Annotated in this window: 16 protein-coding genes; 8 read left to right on the forward strand and 8 right to left on the reverse strand. The window is 68.6% G+C overall.

Translation table 11 applies throughout. The annotated features are described in order from the left end of the window. The first annotated feature begins 5 nt into the window (after positions 1 to 5). The 3 genes from C8D87_RS19075 to C8D87_RS19085 all read left to right on the forward strand — a co-directional run bounded on the left by C8D87_RS19075 (position 6) and on the right by C8D87_RS19085 (position 2,471). Positions 6 to 602: a GTP-binding protein gene (locus tag C8D87_RS19075; protein ID WP_112227775.1), complete on the forward strand. Its 597-nt coding sequence runs from the start codon at positions 6 to 8 to the stop codon at positions 600 to 602. Positions 603 to 710: 108 nt separating this feature from the next. After that, a complete protein-coding gene (locus C8D87_RS19080) occupies positions 711 to 1,871 on the forward strand; it encodes an alkaline phosphatase PhoX (protein ID WP_112227776.1) in 1,161 nt (386 codons plus the stop codon). Positions 1,872 to 1,952: 81 nt separating this feature from the next. After that, positions 1,953 to 2,471 (forward strand): snapalysin family zinc-dependent metalloprotease, encoded by a 519-nt coding sequence (locus tag C8D87_RS19085; RefSeq protein WP_109637162.1) that lies wholly within the window; start codon positions 1,953 to 1,955, stop codon positions 2,469 to 2,471. Positions 2,472 to 2,496: 25 nt separating this feature from the next. On the opposite strand, the gene C8D87_RS19090 is transcribed toward C8D87_RS19085, so the two are convergent. The 5 genes from C8D87_RS19090 to C8D87_RS19110 form a co-directional block, all read right to left on the reverse strand. After that, complete coding sequence (locus C8D87_RS19090) at positions 2,497 to 4,335, reverse strand: diguanylate cyclase domain-containing protein (RefSeq protein WP_112227777.1); 1,839 nt, start codon at positions 4,333 to 4,335, stop codon at positions 2,497 to 2,499. Next, positions 4,335 to 5,135, reverse strand: a complete 801-nt coding sequence (locus tag C8D87_RS19095; protein WP_112227778.1) for an SAM-dependent methyltransferase — start codon at positions 5,133 to 5,135, stop codon at positions 4,335 to 4,337. The genes C8D87_RS19090 and C8D87_RS19095 overlap by 1 nt, the downstream gene beginning before the upstream one ends. A gap of 100 nt (positions 5,136 to 5,235) precedes the next feature. After that, positions 5,236 to 5,679, reverse strand: a complete 444-nt coding sequence (locus tag C8D87_RS19100) for a hypothetical protein (protein ID WP_109637165.1) — start codon at positions 5,677 to 5,679, stop codon at positions 5,236 to 5,238. After that, positions 5,657 to 6,274 carry an RNA polymerase sigma factor gene (locus C8D87_RS19105; RefSeq protein WP_109637166.1) on the reverse strand — a complete coding sequence of 206 codons (618 nt, stop codon included), beginning with the start codon at positions 6,272 to 6,274 and terminating at the stop codon, positions 5,657 to 5,659. The genes C8D87_RS19100 and C8D87_RS19105 overlap by 23 nt, the downstream gene beginning before the upstream one ends. 54 nt (positions 6,275 to 6,328) lie before the next feature. Next, positions 6,329 to 7,579: a S8 family peptidase gene (locus tag C8D87_RS19110; protein WP_233439576.1), complete on the reverse strand. Its 1,251-nt coding sequence runs from the start codon at positions 7,577 to 7,579 to the stop codon at positions 6,329 to 6,331. A gap of 26 nt (positions 7,580 to 7,605) precedes the next feature. On the opposite strand from C8D87_RS19110, the gene C8D87_RS19115 reads away from it, so the two are divergent. The 3 genes from C8D87_RS19115 (at position 7,606) to C8D87_RS19125 (ending at position 11,389) form a co-directional block, all read left to right on the forward strand. Continuing rightward, positions 7,606 to 10,194, forward strand: coding sequence for a CHAT domain-containing protein (locus tag C8D87_RS19115; RefSeq protein ID WP_233442199.1), 2,589 nt, complete (start codon positions 7,606 to 7,608; stop codon positions 10,192 to 10,194). A gap of 153 nt (positions 10,195 to 10,347) precedes the next feature. Beyond that, positions 10,348 to 11,157 carry a helix-turn-helix domain-containing protein gene (locus C8D87_RS19120; protein ID WP_215732393.1) on the forward strand — a complete coding sequence of 270 codons (810 nt, stop codon included), beginning with the start codon at positions 10,348 to 10,350 and terminating at the stop codon, positions 11,155 to 11,157. A gap of 10 nt (positions 11,158 to 11,167) precedes the next feature. Continuing rightward, complete coding sequence (locus C8D87_RS19125) at positions 11,168 to 11,389, forward strand: DUF397 domain-containing protein (RefSeq protein WP_112227780.1); 222 nt, start codon at positions 11,168 to 11,170, stop codon at positions 11,387 to 11,389. Here the strand turns inward: C8D87_RS19125 and C8D87_RS19130 are convergent. Further along, entirely contained in the window at positions 11,368 to 12,159 is a 792-nt protein-coding gene (locus tag C8D87_RS19130) for a hypothetical protein (protein ID WP_146771774.1), read from the reverse strand. The two genes, C8D87_RS19125 and C8D87_RS19130, sit on opposite strands and share 22 nt — an antisense overlap. Positions 12,160 to 12,253: 94 nt before the next feature. Between C8D87_RS19130 and C8D87_RS19135 the strand changes: the two genes are divergently transcribed. Beyond that, a complete protein-coding gene (locus tag C8D87_RS19135; protein ID WP_112227782.1) occupies positions 12,254 to 13,789 on the forward strand; it encodes an FAD-binding oxidoreductase in 1,536 nt (511 codons plus the stop codon). Here the strand turns inward: C8D87_RS19135 and C8D87_RS19140 are convergent. Next, the gene (locus C8D87_RS19140) at positions 13,770 to 14,033 is read right to left on the reverse strand and encodes a YggT family protein (RefSeq protein WP_233439636.1); all 264 of its coding nucleotides are present in this window, start codon (positions 14,031 to 14,033) and stop codon (positions 13,770 to 13,772) included. The genes C8D87_RS19135 and C8D87_RS19140 overlap by 20 nt on opposite strands. Before the next feature lie 94 nt (positions 14,034 to 14,127). On the opposite strand from C8D87_RS19140, the gene C8D87_RS19145 reads away from it, so the two are divergent. Continuing rightward, positions 14,128 to 14,457 (forward strand): TfoX/Sxy family protein, encoded by a 330-nt coding sequence (locus C8D87_RS19145; protein WP_112227783.1) that lies wholly within the window; start codon positions 14,128 to 14,130, stop codon positions 14,455 to 14,457. Between the two features lie 21 nt (positions 14,458 to 14,478). Here the strand turns inward: C8D87_RS19145 and C8D87_RS19150 are convergent, their stop codons facing one another. Next, entirely contained in the window at positions 14,479 to 15,924 is a 1,446-nt protein-coding gene (locus C8D87_RS19150) for an Nramp family divalent metal transporter (protein ID WP_233442200.1), read from the reverse strand. Positions 15,925 to 16,003: the final 79 nt, after the last annotated feature.

A 16,003-nucleotide genomic window follows, 5' to 3' on the forward strand; every position in this document is an offset into this window, starting at 1 on the left:
TCCCCATGAGCAACGGTGCTCCGGGTCGTCCGGGGTCACCTGGGGTCGACCTGACCGCGACGTCGGCGAAGATCGTCATCGCGGGCGGGTTCGGCGTCGGCAAGACGACGTTCGTCGGTTCGGTCTCCGAGATCACCCCGTTGACCACCGAGGCCGTCATGACCCAGGCGTCGGTCGGCGTGGACGACCTCTCGGCCGTCCCGGACAAGGTCACCACCACGGTGGCCATGGACTTCGGCCGGCTGCACCTGGACAAGGACCTGATCCTGTACCTGTTCGGCACGCCTGGACAGCACCGGTTCTGGTTCATGTGGGACGACCTGGTCCGCGGCGCGATCGGCGCCGTCGTGATGGTCGACACGCGCCGGATCGACGAGGCGTTCGCGCCCATCGACTTCTTCGAGGACCGCGATCTGCCGTACGTGATCGCGGTGAACTGCTTCGACGGCCTGATGCACCACCGGGCGGAGGAGGTGCGGGACGCGCTGACGATCCCGTCGTCCGTGCCGATAATCCCATGCGACGCGCGGAACCGTCAGTCGACGAAGCAGATCCTCATCGCACTGGTGGAGCACGCGCTGCGCCAGCCTTCGTTCGCCTGACCGCACGGGCAAAGCCTTTCGCCGAAACAGCCGGGAAAACCGTGACCGTCAACGGTCATCCGCCCGGCCGTCGCCCGGAAGGCTCCCGACTGCGGGACGCTCCAGCGCATGGAGCGTCGGAATTTTCTACGTGTCGCAGTTGTCGGAACGGCCGCGGCGGCGTTCGGTGGCGCCAACTGGCGTGAAGCCTTCGCCGCCGGGGCTCAGCCCGGACCCAGCCCGTACGGACCGCTGCAGGCGGTGAACTCGAGCGGCCTCATGCTGCCCGCGAAGTTCACCAGCCGGGTGATCGCCCGCACCGGCCAGAAGGTGGCCGGTACCAGCTACACCTGGCACCCCGCCCCGGACGGCGGCGCGTGTTTCAAGGACGGCACCGGGTGGATCTACGTGTCCAACAGCGAGGTGCCGTCGACGGGCGGTGCGAGCGCGGTCAAGTTCAACGCACAGGGCACCATCACCAGCGCGTACCGGACGTTGAGCAACACCAACGTGAACTGCGCCGGTGGGGCCACGCCGTGGAACACCTGGCTGTCCTGCGAGGAGGTCGACCGCGGCTACGTCTACGAAACGGACCCGTGGGGTGTGAAGGCGGCCGTGCGCCATCCCGCGATGGGCAGGTTCAAGCACGAGGCCTGCGCGGCTGATCCCGTCCGCAAGGTCATCTACCTGACCGAGGACGTCTCGGACGGTTGCCTCTACCGCTTCAAGCCCACCACGTGGGGCGATCTGCGCAGCGGCACGCTGGAGGTCATGACCGGCTCGAACAGCCAGACCAGCGGAACGGTCGGCTGGGCCAGGGTTCCCGACCCCGACGGCAGCCCGACCGCCACGCGCAACCAGGTGAGCGGTGCCAAGCGGTTCAACGGTGGCGAAGGTTGTTACTACGCCGACGACACGTGCTGGTTCACCACCAAGGGCGACGGCAGGGTGTGGGCGTACAACGCCACCAACAGCACCATCAGCCTGACCTACGACGACTCTCTCGTGACCGGGGCACCGGCCCCTCTCACGGGCGTGGACAACGTAACTCGCTCTTCTGGCGGCGATCTGTTCGTGGCGGAGGACGGCGGAAACATGGAGATCTGCATCATCACGCCGCAGGGGGTTGTCGCGCCGTTCCTCCGAGTTCCCGGCCAAAGCAGTAGCGAGATCACGGGTCCCGCGTTCTCGCCCGACGGTAGTAGGCTCTATTTCTCCTCGCAGCGCGGCACCGCGGGCAACGTCAACGGTGGCATCACCTACGAAGTGACTGGACCGTTCCGGCGCTGATTGACACTTGACTCTTCTTGTGCGCCAAGGCTTTAGCGATACAGTCGGGGTGCAATCACCCTGCATTGCGAGGAGATTCCTGTGTCCCTGCGCAAAACAATTTTTTCGCTTACCGCTGCCGTCGCCCTGACGGCCGGCTTCCTCGGCACCGCTGAAGCAGCACCCCGCACCCTCACCTACAACGCCGAGGGTGCGGCCGAGTTCAAGCAAGCCGTCGTCGACGGGGCGAACATCTGGAACGCCAGCGTCGTGAACGTGAAGCTGGTGAGGACCACTTCCGCTTCCGCGAACATCAAGGTGTACGCGGACAACCAGTGGCCTCGCGCCCAGGTGACCAGCCTCGGCAACGGTCGCTGGTACATGGGCCGCCAGGCGGTCAACGAAGGACACCACGTCGTCCGCATCGCGGCGCACGAGTTCGGCCACCTGCTCGGCCTGCCCGACCGCAGGACGGGGCTGTGCACCGACCTGATGTCCGGCGCCAGCGCCGGCACGTCCTGCAAGAACCCCAACCCGAACGCCAGGGAGAAGGCGGAGGTCGAGGCGAAGTTCCGCACGGCCGCCACCGTCAAGGCCGAGACGTTCGTGGACGCTGCCTGACCTGATCGGAGGTGGGCTTCCCGTTCTATCGCGGGAGGCCCACCATCAGGTCCACGCCGAGCGCCTCGAGCTCGTCGGGATCGCCCGGTCCGCCGATCACGTGCACGCCGGCCGACCGCAGCAACGGCACCATCAGCGCCATCCCCTGTCGCGCCAGCCGTTCCGACGGCGGCCGTGCCAGCCGGACGCCCCACACCGGGCTGCGGTCCACAGTGGACAAACCGGCGAAGCCGCCGCCGAACTCGTGCAGCAGGACGTGGACGCCCATGTCGTGCAGCACTTCGAGGTTCTCCTCGCCCTCCGGCATCGAACGCACGTCCAGCGCCAGGAACAGCGAGGAAGCCGGAAACGCGCAGTCCCTCAGGCCGGTCCGCACGTGCGCCGCCAGGTCCTGGTCCCGTGACTGGTCGCGGGACAACCGGATCAGCGCCGGCTCGCCTCGCGAACACGCGTCGTGCAACACCATCTGCATCAGGCGCGAGGCCAGGCCGAGGGCGTCGGCGCAGGCGACGACGTCGTCGTGCCGGGAGTCACCCCAGCGCAGTGTCGCCTCGACGAAAGCGTGAGAACCCGAAACCCACGACACCGGCGCGTACTCCACGGAGATCTCGCCGTTCTCGAAGGCACCGGGCATCGCCGCGATTCGCGCGTACCGGGCACGGTCGGCCACATCGGCCTCGTGGTCGTAGATCGCCCACTGTCTCTTGCCGCCGGTCTCCGCCCGCCGCAACGTCGAGTGCGCCCGCCGCAGCACCGCGGTCGGGTCCGTGCCGGGGCCGGCCGCGTGCACGAACCCGATCGACGTCGACACCGCGACGCCCGCGCCCTCGAGGTAGACGGGCTCGGACAGCTCCTCGTCGATCATGGCGGCCAGCGCGGCCACGTCCGGCGACCCGTGGATCAGCACCACGAACTCGTCGCCGCCCACCCGCGCCACGACGGCGTCCGGCAGCACGGCCCGCAATCGCCGGGCGACCTCCACCAGCACCGCGTCGCCCGCCACGTACCCGAGGCCGTCGTTGACGATCGCCAGGCTGTCGACGTCGAGGTAGCCCAGCGTGTACGGCTCACCGGACGCGAGCGCCGACTCCAGCTTGTCCGTGAACGAGCTGCGGTTCGGCAGCCCGGTCAGCAGGTCCGTCAACGACTGGTGCCGCAGCCACTCCTGCAGCATCCGCTGTTCGGAGACGTCCTCGATCAGGCCGACGTGGAACTTCGGCAGCCCGTCCGACCCCCGCAGCACGGACAGCACGACGTTCGCCCACACCGAGTCGCCGTTGCGGCGCGTCAGCTCCCACTCGCGCCGGTCGGTGTCCACGGAGGACGAGATCATCCGCTCGCAGGCGGCGGCCAGCGCCACCGCGTCGGCCTCGGCGAACAGCTCCTTGGGCATCTCCTCGTAGCCGAGGATCGCGGCCAGCGCCTCGTTCGCCTCCACCACCGCGCCGCTCAGGTCGAAGATCGCGATGCCCACCGCCGTCGACGCGAAGACCTGGGCGAACCGGGCCTCGCTGTCGTGCAGGTCGCGCTGCGCGTCCTCGACGGCCTTCAGCAGCGAGTTCTTGACCTTCTCCTGCTCGGCGAACAACTGGTCGCGCGTCGCCCGCACGTACCCGGACGCCAGCGCGCCGAGCACCTCCGGCGGGAACTCCGGCGCCAGCACCTCGAGCGTGCACCGCAACGAGTCCGGGCCGGTGAACCGCTTGTGCACCAGCCATTCACCGACGGCGGGCGCATCCTGCCCAGCGCGCAGCCGGGCGGCGTGCTCGTCGAGGTGCTGCGTCAGCTTTCGCCGGGACATCGGCGAGTATGCGCTCTCGATCAGAACAGCCGCCCAGCGCTGCGCCAGGGCGGAGGCGGGCATCAGGGTTTGCGGCCCACCGCTGCGTACAGGTTGGCCTTCGACGGATCGGTGCCGACGTCCTCCGGCGTCTCCGGCCGCCACTCCGGCGTGAACACGATGCCGGGCTCCACGATCTCCAGCCCTGACAACATGTCCGTCACCTGAGCCTTCGTGCGCGGCGTGATCGGCTCGGCGGTCTTGGCGAAGATCTCCTTACCCGCGGCCATGGCCGCGGGCATGCTGTCGGCGGTGAAGTGCGACAGCGCCAGGTACGAACCGGACGACAACGCCTCCACGTAACGGGACAACACACCCCACGGGTCGTCCGCGTCCGGGATGAACTGCAGGACACCGACGACCAGGAGCCCGATCGGCTGCGAGAAGTCCAGCAGCTCCCGTGCCTGCGCGACCACCTTCTCCGGCTCGCGCAGATCCGCCAGCAACGCCGTCACGTTCGGCTCGTCGGCCAGCATGAGCTCGGCGTGCGTGATCGCGACCGGCTCGAAGTCGACGTACACGACCTTCGCCTCGGGTGCGACCTCGTGCGCCACCTCGTGCACGTTGCCGACCGTCGGGATGCCCGAACCGAGGTCCAGGAACTGCCGGATGCCGAGATCCGCCAGCTCCAGCACGACCCGGCGCAGGTAGGCGCGGTTGCGCCGCGCCATGTCCCGCACGGGCAGAACCTTGATCAGGGCCTCGGCCGTCTCGCGGTCCGCTTCGAAGTTGTGCCCACCGCCGAGCAGGTAGTCGTAGATCCGGGCCGAACTCGGCACGTCGACGTTGACACCTTCCGGAACCCAGCTGACTCGATCGACCACAGCAGCACACCTCTCGCGATGCGAATTCTGAGCGTCGACAACCCTACTGGCCGCAGATGTGGGCCGAACGAATGAATTCCACTGTCACTCGAATGGTGTGCTAAAGGATAAACCAATCGGTGCAGCCGTTTGCGAACCGGAACTTCACGGGTCCGCGCGGTGCCGTCCCCATCACGAACATCCCCAGTTCGTCGACCGCCGCGGTTTCGTGGTCTCCGGACGGCGTCACCAGCGTGACGGATCCGGACGCCGGCATCAGCTGACCGGTGATCCCCGCCGCCGACACCTCCACCTGCAACGACACGCCGTCCGCGTCGAAGATCAGCTGCCGCGCCGTCGCCGTGGACCTCGCACGGGCGAACAGCGTGTCGTCCAGCACGGAGTCGTACGACGTGATCGCGAGCAGCTCCTCGTCGATGTTCCGCCAGGTGAACGCGGCCTTCGCGGCCTCCACGAACTCCGGGGGAACCTCCTCGGAAGGTGTGCTCAACGCGTCGCGCAAGGCGTCGAGCAGTACTTCGTCACTGTCCCAGTCGTGCCGCACCCAGCACACCTCCTCTCGTGGCCGGCGATCCCAGGAACGCTGAGATCGCAGGGGTCTTGCGCAACTTCTCCAGGCAACGTATCCGCGTCGGGCCGATGCTGCCGACCGGCATCGCGAGCTCTTCGCTCACGACCTGGTAGCTCGGCGGCGGGTCGGTCATCAGCTTCGTCAGCAACCGCTTGCACTGGTCCGTGAGCTCGGCGAACCCGTCCCGCAGCGCCTGCCGCCGCTCCACGGCCAGCAGGTCCGCCTCCACCTCCGCGTCCATCTGCTCCGACTCCAGCGCGTCGGTCTCGGACAACGGGTCGTAGAGGTGCGTCCGCTGCTGCACGCGCAGCACGCGCAGACACTCGTTGCGGGTGGTCGTCATGATCCAGCCGGGCAGTGCCTCCGGCTCGCGCAGCCGCCCGATCTGCTCGACGAGCCGAAGCCACAGCGTCTGGTTCACGTCGGCCGCGTCCGCGGGGCGCAGCCGGTGCTTGTAGATCACCGACACCACCAGCGGCGTGTAACGGTCCACGATCTCGTTCCACGCCGACTGGTCGCCCTCGGCCGCCGCGCTCACGAGCGCGGCGATCGGCGATCCTGCGGTCACGTCGACTCCTTGCGGTCACAACTGGCGGAGGCCGAGGTTGCTCCCCAGATACAACTATTTGACAAAAACTCCGTAGCCGGGGTGGAAGTCCGGGCCGCTCAACAGTTTGTCACGCGCCTGAGCTGCGGTGATGCCGTCCGCGACCATCGTGGCGGCGATCCGGCCGGTGACCAGGGGAGCGGCGAACGACGTGCCGTACCAGTAGGCCCACAGCGCGAACGGTGTCGCGGCGGCCTCACCCGGCAGCTGCCACTCGCCCTTGAGGTAGGTCGAGGCCCGGTTGCCGATCGCGCACGCGTCGACCCAGTGGCCCCAGTTCGAGTACCAGGCGGGCCCGACGGAGCCGTCCCGCTTCTGCTCCGCGGCGGCGACGGCGGTGACCCGGCACAGCGCGGCGGGCCAGCTCGGCCGCTGCGTGCCCTGGTTGCCTGCCGAGGCGACCACGACGACGTCCGGCGGCAGCCCGTCGATCGCGCGCCGCAGCGGTTCGGAGGCCACGTCGTCCTCGGTGAAGCAGCCGAGCGACAGGTTGAGCAGGTTGATCTTCTTCTTGCCCAGCTCGGCGATCTTGTTGCAGAGCCGTTCCTCGTCGCCGAAGCCGTTCTGGTCGAGCGCGACCTCCGGGTCGAACGTGACACCGGGCGCGGCGTTCTGGATGACGCCCGCGACGAACGTGCCGTGCCCGCCCTGCAGCGCGAACATGTGGCCGCTGCTGTAGGCGGGGTCGACGTCGTCGGCTTCCTTGAGGTAGCGGTCGGCGAACCAGTCGGAGTGCTCGCTGTCGGCGCCGGAGGAGATGCCGGTGTCGATGATGCCGACCCGTACGTCCTTCAGGCGCTCGTCCGACTTGGGCGCGCTGATCGGGTCGGTGGGGTACGGCCGGTCGCCCGGGTTGCCCATCACGAGGCCGCCGTGGCCGACGATCACGTGGTGCGGCTGCACCAGCGGCACCCGCTCGTTCGGCCAGTTCCGCTGGTCGCGCAACAGGCGAACAATCCGTGGAATGTCCTCCGCGTTGTTCGGCAGGATCAGCCGCGCCAAACCTGCGAACCCGTCGGCCGGACGGGCGTCGATGTTGTTTTGGCGGAGCTTTTCGATCACGCGTTGTTGATCCTCGGCGCCGACGAGCAGCTGGCCGGGTCGATAAAGAAATTCACGCCCGCGTTCGGCGTGGAAGCTGATGTTCTTGTCCTCGGCAATGAGCTGCAGAAAAGCTCTTTGGTAAAGCTCCGCGCTTTCTGGCGACTTCGACACCACGGCCTCACTAAAGCAGCGTTGACGGGCACCCCGACCGAGCTTGATCAAGCTACCACAGCGGATAAAGTAACGCCGTGACCGACTTTTGTGCGGAGGACGCGCTGGAGGCCAGGCAGCGCAACCCGCGCGCGGCCGTCGAGATGGCGCGCGCGGTGCTCCGCACGACGGAAGATCGCGCGGAATGGTCGATCGCCGAGCGGGCGATCGGCCTCGCGTTGCGGGAGATGCACGACTTCAGCGGAGCCGCCCGGCATCTCCGGCGCTCGATCAGGATCGCTTCCGAGGCCTCGCTGCCACGGCTGGCCGCGCTGGCGCAGATGAGCCTGGCGTGGGTGCTCGCCTACACCGGCAAGCAGAAGCAGGCGCTGAAACTGCTGGACCTCGCGATGCCGGAGCTGACCGGCGCCGACGCGGTGGCGGCACTGATGCAACGTGGTGTCGTTTTCCACTACTTGACGAGGTACGTCGACGCCCAGCGCGACTACACCGCCGCCATCGCCGGCGCCCGCCGCGTCGGCGACAAGCTCGTCGAGGCGCGGGCCTTGAACAACCGGGGCCTCGTGCGTGCGTACGTGGGAGACATGCGCGAGGCGTCCGCGGACTTCGCCCTGGCGGCCGCGTTGCTGGGAGAGCTCGGTCAGGAGCTGGGCGTCGCCGACGTGCACTGGAACGCGGGCATCATGGCGACCCGTTCCGGCGACGTCCCGGCCGCGCTGACCCTGTTCGACAAGGCGGAGGAGGTGCACCGGCGGCTCGACGTGATGCGTCCCGTGCTGCTGGTGAACCGGCTGGAACTGCTGGTCTCGGTGCCGCTGCTGGACGAGGCCCGCGTGGCCGCCGACCGCGCGATCACCGAGCTGAAGGCGTTGGAGAACCCGCTGGGCGTGTCCGAGGCCCTGTACTTCCGCGCCCGCATCGCCCTGCTGGACGACGACCCGGACGCGGCGCGTTGCTTCGCCGCCGAGGCGCGCCGCCGGTTCCGCCGCGAGCAGCGCCTGCTGTGGGCGGCCGGTGCGCGCTACCTGGAGCTGCACGCCGCTGTCCTGCGCGGTGACCGGAACCGGCCGTTGCGGCTCGCGCTGTCCAGGGTCGCCGCCGAGCTGGACTCGATGGACTGGCGGTTGCCGGCGTTGGAGGCCCGGATCGACGCCGGTCTGGTCGCCGCTGATCTCGGCCACCGTGCGCGTGCTGAAGCGGAGTTGTCCGCCGCCGCGGCTGCGCGGCTGCGCGGGCCGGCCGGTCTGCGGGTGCGCGGGTGGTATGCGGAGGCGTTGCGGCGCAAGCTCTCCGGCGATGTCCGCGGCACGTTGTCCGCTTTGCGGCGCGGGATCTCGCTGCTGGACGAGTACCGGGTTTCGCTGGGCGCGGCCGAGCTGCGGGCGTCGACCGGCGTGCAGGGACAGGCGCTCGCGCTGGAGGGGCTGCGGCTCGCCGTGGCTTCCGGGAACGCAGCGCGGGTGCTGTCGTGGACCGAGAGCTGGCGGGCCGGCGCGTTGCGGATGAAGGCCGTGTCGCCGCCGGACGATCCCCGGCTCGAGGACGCCCTGGCGACGTTGCGGGCAGTCGCCGCGGACGTCGAGTCTGCTCTGCTCGCGGGGAAGCCCGCCGGTGCGCTGCGGGTGAAGCTGGTGCGCGCCGAGCAACGCGTCCGCGACCTCACCCGGCAGATGTCCGGTGAGGTGTCGGTGTTCAAGCCTCCGCCGGTGGCGTCGCTGGCCGCGGCTCTCGGTACTGCCGCGTTGATCGAGTTCGTGGAGTACGACGGGCAGTTGCTGGCGGTGGTGCTGGCCGGCGGCCGGGCAACGCTGCACCCGCTCGGTGCGCTGGAGGGCGTCGTCCGCGAGATCCGGTTGCTGCGCTTCGCCCTGCACCGGCTCGTGACGCTGCCGCCACAACTGCCGAACCTGGCAGTGGCCCGGTCTTCGGCCGCCCACGCGGCTTCCCTGCTGGCTCAACGGTTGCTGGCGCCACTGGCCTCGCGCGTCGACGGACGGCCGTTGGTCGTCGTGCCGACCGGTGCGCTGAACGGCCTGCCGTGGGCGGTGCTGGAGCGTCAGGTGACCGTCGCGCCGTCGGCTTCGGTGTGGCTGCGGGCGTGCTCGGTACCCGATGCGTCCGGTGAGGCCGTGCTGGCCGCCGGTCCGCGGATGGCCGCCGCACCCGCCGAGATCAAGGCGATCAGCTCGCACGTGCCGGGCCGCGTTCTCGTCGACTCGGAGGCGACCGTGAGCGCGGTCGCGTCCGCAATGGACGGTGCGGCTCTGGCGCACATCGCGGCGCACGGCTCGTTCCGCGTCGACAACCCGCTGTTCTCGGCGCTGGAGCTGGCCGACGGGCCGTTGACGGTCTACGACATCGAGCGGCTGCGGACACCTCCGACGCGGGTGGTGCTGTCGGCGTGCGACACGGGGCAGTCTGCGGTGCGGCCGGGCGACGAGTTGATGGGCTTCACGGCCGCGTTGCTGAGTTTGGGGACCCGGACGTTGATCGCGCCGGTCGTGCCGGTGCCGACGGACGGGACCGCGCCGGTGATGGTGGAGCTGCACCAGAAGCTGGCTGCCGGGATGGCGCCTGCCGAGGCGTTGGCCGCAGTGCAACGGGCGGCTGCCGACGATGCTTCTTATGCCGCCGCCGTTGGGTTTGTATGCTTCGGTGCGGGCTGATTCCCCGCGTTTGGCCTATGGCGGCACACGGTGCGCATATCCGTTGATGGAGGCTGTCCAACGACCGCCTTTTCGGTTGGATTTCGCGCCTGACCGTGTTCGCGGGTCTTGAATTCGTCCTAGTTTCTGGGCATGCCAGCGAGAGCCTCCACAGTGCGCGGCCGCGAGTTCGGGGCGGGTGTCCGCGCTGTTGTCGACGCGACGGGTATGTCGCATCGCGCCATTTCGGAACTGTTGGGTTGGGATCCGCAGAAACTCTCGGATCTGTTGAACGGCAAGGGCGGGGTCGACGAGATCGACTTCGCCCGGTTGCTGGGGTTGTGCAGGGTGTCTGAGGAGGAGTTCAACCACCTTATGGCCCTGTTGAAGGTGTCGCGGGAGAAGGGCTGGTGGCAGCACTACGGCAAGCGGTTGCCACCTCAGCTGCGCACTCTGTTCGAACACGAGGACGCCGCGATCAAGCTGGTCTTCTGGAGCCTGAGTTTGGTGCCCGGCCCGCTGCAGACCGCCGACTACTCACGCGCAGTGATCGTCGCGTGGCCGACCATCAAGGCGAAAGAAGTGCAGCAGCGCGTGGATGCTCGGGAAGTCCGGAAGCAGATACTGCAGGAGCCGCGTGAGTCGGTTTTCTATGTGCAGGAAAGCGCGTTGTCCCTGCCTGTCGGTGGAGTCGACGTTTGGGTGGACCAGTTGCATCACCTGTTGCGCATGTCGGTTCGTCCGAACATCACGCTGAGGGTCGTGCCCGTGTCGGCTGGAGCGCATCCCGGCCTCGTCGGGTCTTTCGAGATGATGAAGTTCGCCAAGATCCAGCCCGTGGTGCATGTCGAGTGCGAGAACTCCAGCATTTTCATGGAAGACAAAGAGTCGATCACGACCTACACGACCATCCTTGAGGCGATCGACCGGGTGGCGTTGGATGAGGAACAATCGAGGAGGTTGATCACCGAGCTCGTCTCCTGAGGGGGCACCTGTGTGGCGCAAGAGCAGCTTCAGCCCGAACAGCAACGATTGCGTTGAGGTGGCTTGGCGCAAGAGCAGCTACAGCCCCAACAGCGGTGACTGCGTGGAAGTCGGCGCGGGCGTGGGCGTACGGGACAGCAAGGCTCCCTCCGCCCACATCCCGCTGTCCCCGTCAGCCTGGCTGGCGTTCCTCGGCGCCACCAAGTCCGATCACTTCGGCGGCGACTTGTAGAGCGACAGCGCACTCTCGCCCGAACACCCCAGCTCGCCCGGCTGAACGTGCACTCGCCGGGGATACCAGGCCTCGACGGTGCCGTCCGCCAGCCGCACACCGGCCAGGCAGTCGCCGCCGCCCTTCGCGACGACGCCGATGTCTCCGTCCTTGACGACGGCGTCGAGGTGGGGCGGGACCCAGGGCAGCTTGGTCTGCTCGTCCACCGGTACCGGCGGGAGCTTCTCTCGCAACGCCGCGAGCACGTCGTCTTTCGTGGCCGTAGGCGGTAGTGCGGCGAGGATCTTCTTGAAGGCGTCGGGGTAGGTGTCCGGGACGCCGGTGCGTTGCGCGGGTGGCGGAGTGATCGGCTTGGCGTGCTCGGGACAGCGGACGCGTTCAGGGCCGCCGTCCGTGACGCCGTAGTAGTTGAAGTCGGCGCGGTAGCACGCGGTCACCGGGTCCTCTTCCCAGAGCCGCCAGGGCTGATCCGACTCGGTGGTGCCGGGGTCGTAGATGCGGAACACCAGGCTGGCGCGGACCTTCTGCGCGTCGTTCGTCGGGCTGTCGGTGATCTCGACGACCGCGAAGTACTTCGGGTCCGGGTCGCCCGCCAGTGCGGAGCGGGCGTAGGCGTTGGCGTCGGCGCCGACCGGGTAGCCGATGCGGTCCGCGACTTGCTGAGCCTTCCTGTCGGTGTCGCTGTTGCCGTCAGGTCTGGTCAGGAACCAGGCCGCGGCGAGCACGACCGCGAGCACCGCTGATAAAGCCACCATCCCCCAAGGCTTCATGCCTGTGGACGCTAGTGCCGCGATCGACGGCGGCGCGCGAGTACTTCTACTCAACCCGTTCCAGAACTCCAGCGTTTCGCTTACGTTGCTCGGCATGACAACGAGGTCGTGGTGGGGCTGGGGCAACGTCGAGGACGCCGTCACCCCGGAGGAACGCCGTGCGCTGGTCGACCGGGTCAGGGCCGTGCTCCCGGACGCGGACCTGACGTTCCACACGCCACCCGATCCCTCCTCGCTCGACCTGCCCGCCCCGCGCGTCCAGCCGCCCGGCGACCTCTACTCGACGGACCCGGTCGACCGGCTCAGCCACGCGCGCGGCCAGGCCTACCGCGACGTCACCCGCAACCTCGCCGGTGACGTCGGCCCGCTGCCGGACGCCGTTGCCCGGCCGCGCACCGAGCAGGACGTGGTCGACGTGCTGGACTGGTGCGGTTCGCGCGACGTCGCGGTGATTCCGTTCGGTGGCGGCACTTCCGTCGTGGGCGGTGTCGAGCCGCGGGACCTCGATCGCGTGGTGACGCTGGACCTGTCGGCACTGGACCAGGTCCTGGAGGTCGACCCGACGAGCCGGGCCGCCCGCATCCAGGCCGGGGTGCTGGGGCCGTCGCTGGAGGCGCAGCTCAAGAAGTTCGGGCTGACGTTGCGGCACTTCCCGCAGTCGTTCGAGTTCTCGACGCTCGGCGGCTGGCTCGCGACCCGCGCCGGCGGTCACTACGCGACGCTCTACACGCACATCGACGACCTGACGGAGTCGCTGCGCGTCGTCACGCCCGCCGGGATCTCCGAGTCGCGCCGGCTGCCCGGTTCGGGTGCGGGGCCGTCGCCGGACCGGCTGTTCCTCGGTTCCGAAGGCACTCTGGGCGTGATCACCGAGGCGTGGATGCGGCTGCAGTCACCGCCAACCTTCCGCGCGGGTGCGTCGGTGCGGTTCACGTCGTGGGAACGCGCGGTGGAAGCCACCCGGCTGATCGCGCAGTCCGGCCTCCACCCGGCGAACTGCCGTCTGCTCGATCCGGCGGAGGCGTTCCTCAACGCCGGGTCCGCCACCTCGGTGCTGGTGCTGGCGTTCGAGTCCGCGGACCATCCCGTCGACGAGAGCCTCAGGCGGGCGCTGGAGCTCTGCGGCGACGGCGAGGTCGTCGAGGGGGCGGCGCAGCAGTGGCGGAAGTCGTTCCTGCGCATGCCTTACCAGCGTGACGCCATGGCACAGCACGCGATGATCACCGAGACGTTCGAGACGGCCTGCACGTGGGACCGGTTCGCCGAACTGCACGCGGCCGTCGTCTCGGCCGCGACTCAGGTTCTTCAGGAAGTGTGCGGCATCGGTGTCGTCACGTGCCGCTTCACCCACGTCTACCCGGACGGCCCGGCGCCCTACTACGGCATCTACGCACCCGGCCGGTGGGGGAGCCTCACGTCGCAGTGGGACGAGATCAAGGCCGCGGTGTCGGAGGCGTTGATCTCGGCCGGCGGCACCATCACCCACCACCACGCCGTTGGCCGCGACCACATGCCTTGGTACACGCGCCAACGCCCGTCGGTCTTCGGTGCGGCGTTGTCCGGCGCCAAGGCAGCCCTGGACCCTCAGGGCCTGCTGAACCCGGGAGTCCTCACCACACGATCGACCTGAGGATCAACGCCGCGATGAACACGACGGTGAACGCGAGGTCCAGCCCGAACCCGCCGAACCGCAGCGGCGGCAGCACCTTCCGAACCGGCGCCAGCACCGGTTCGGTCACCGAGTGCGTCACGCGCCGCACCTTCCAGACCCAGTCACCGCGAGCCTCGAGCGTCACCGCCCAGTCCACGATCATCCGGCCGATCATCACGATGATGAACAGCGTCAACAGCCAACCGAGCACGAAGCCGACCACGCCGAACAAGATGGCCTCCTAAATGTCCTGTACGTCCATCAAGCCACACGAAACTGAGAGGCGCCTGGCAACTCGCTGAGACAAACTTCATGACGTGGCGTACGACGAAGGCCTGGCCCACCGCCTGGGCGAGTCACTGGGCGGCCTGCCGGGCATCAGCGAGAAGAAGATGTTCGGTGGCATCGCGTTCCTCTGGAACGGAAACATGCTGGTAGGAGTGATGGGAGACGGCCTGATCGCCCGAGTGGGCCCCGAGGCGCAGGAAGACGCCCTCGCTCAGCCGGGTGCGCGCGTCTTCGACTTCACCGGCCGGCCGATGAAGGGCTGGGTCGTGGTCGACGGGGCGGCGGTGTCGGAGGACGAGGCGCTGGACGACTGGATCGCGCGCTGCCGTGACTTCGTGGAAGCGCTGCCGCCGAAGTGAGCCTCGTCCCCCGACGTGTGGTCAGAACCGCACCAGCGGGCCTCCCGTGAAGAACTCGTAGACGAAGTTCACGAAGAAGAACCCGAAGAACACCACGTTCAACCCCAGGATCACGTAGTGCCACCACCGCGGCCGCGCCGGTCGCGGCAGCCGGGAGTTCAGGTACATCAACGCGAACGGGAACATCAGCGCGCCCAGGTTCGACATGTTCGCTGAGATCTGCACCAGCTCGACGGGCAGCGCGAGGTGCAGCGCGCCCGCGATGATCACGAGCACCAGCAGCATGAACGGGTAGTAGAACCGCCGCGGGTCGTCCTCCATCCGCCGGCGCAGCCGGGGTGAGACCGCGTGCGCCGCGTCGGTGAAGTTCCGCACCAGCGCCTCGAAGATGCCGAGCTGCGTGGAGAACAACACCAGCACGCCCACCACCAGCATGAGGTAGAACATGCCCTGCCCGTACAGGATTCCCAGCTGCTCGGCGGAGAACGTCGGCACGTTCGCGGCGGTCGGCTGCTGGCCGGACACCGCGACGATGTGCGCCATCAGCACGGTCGGCAGCAGCATGCCGAGCATCGCGCCGACGAAGAACACCGCCCACTGGTCGATCAGCAGCAACCGGTACCAACGACGCCACAGCGACGCGTTCGCCGGGGTGTCCACAAAGGTCACGCCGACCGGTCGCACCTCCTGCTTGCCGCCGCGCATGCCCGAGATGAACCCGACGTGGTGGCCCATGCCGTAACCCTTGTCGCGGTAGTGACTCATCGCGTACCAGTTCAGGCCGGACGCCAGCGCGGTGAACCCGGCCAGGCCGCCCAGCTGGGTCGCCGTGATCCCCGACGGCGGCGCGGCGGGCGTGACCAGGCCGCGCACCCCTTCCGACCACACGGAGAAGGGCACGATCGCGAGCGTCACCACGATCAGGACCAGCAGCAACGTGCCGACCAGCACCCAGTTCGTGAGCTCCAGGGCGCGGGACACCTTGCGGGCGGCCGCGGTGATCAGGAAGACCACGACGAGCAGGCCGATCGCGAGCAGCCGCACGTACTCGATCTCGTCCGGCCGGTAGCCGCGGCCGGCGATCAGCGCGAAGAGCCCCTGACCGGCGCCCGCCGCCCAGCCGCCGAAGATGAACGCGAAGTAGAAGACCACCAGCGAGACCGGCACCCAGAACTTCCAGCCGGGCGGCACCCGGCCCCAGCCGACGATCGGCACCTCGCCGGTCGCCACGACGTAACGGGCGACCTCCACGTTGTAGAACGTCTGCAGCAGCGCCGACACGGTGATCACCCAGCCGATGCCGACGAAGCCGAACCTGCCGACCGCCTGCGGGCCGAGCAGCCACTCGCCGCTGCCGATCGAGATGCCGAGCGCGATCAGGCTCGGGCCGATGACGAACTGGACCACCTGCAGCGGCCCCAGCTTGCGGACCTTGAAGACCTTCTCGGGTTCTGGCAGGTCAGCCACATCGAGTGGAGGCCTGCTCACTCCGATTTGAACTGACGACCCTGACGACGACACTGTCGACCTCCCGACACGTCGGGGA

This window comes from Lentzea atacamensis, assembly GCF_003269295.1.
In the GTDB taxonomy this organism is placed as follows: domain Bacteria; phylum Actinomycetota; class Actinomycetes; order Mycobacteriales; family Pseudonocardiaceae; genus Lentzea; species Lentzea atacamensis.

Bases quoted from the DNA above. Each gene is read 5' to 3' on its own strand.
- C8D87_RS19135 (WP_112227782.1), top strand. From the start codon at position 12,254: ATGACAACGAGGTCGTGGTGGGGCTGGGGCAACGTCGAGGACGCCGTC.
- C8D87_RS19090 (WP_112227777.1), bottom strand. From the start codon at position 4,335: ATGCCCGCCTCCGCCCTGGCGCAGCGCTGGGCGGCTGTTCTGATCGAG.
- C8D87_RS19080 (WP_112227776.1), top strand. From the start codon at position 711: ATGGAGCGTCGGAATTTTCTACGTGTCGCAGTTGTCGGAACGGCCGCG.
- C8D87_RS19075 (WP_112227775.1), top strand. From the start codon at position 6: ATGAGCAACGGTGCTCCGGGTCGTCCGGGGTCACCTGGGGTCGACCTG.
- C8D87_RS19130 (WP_146771774.1), bottom strand. From the start codon at position 12,159: ATGAAGCCTTGGGGGATGGTGGCTTTATCAGCGGTGCTCGCGGTCGTG.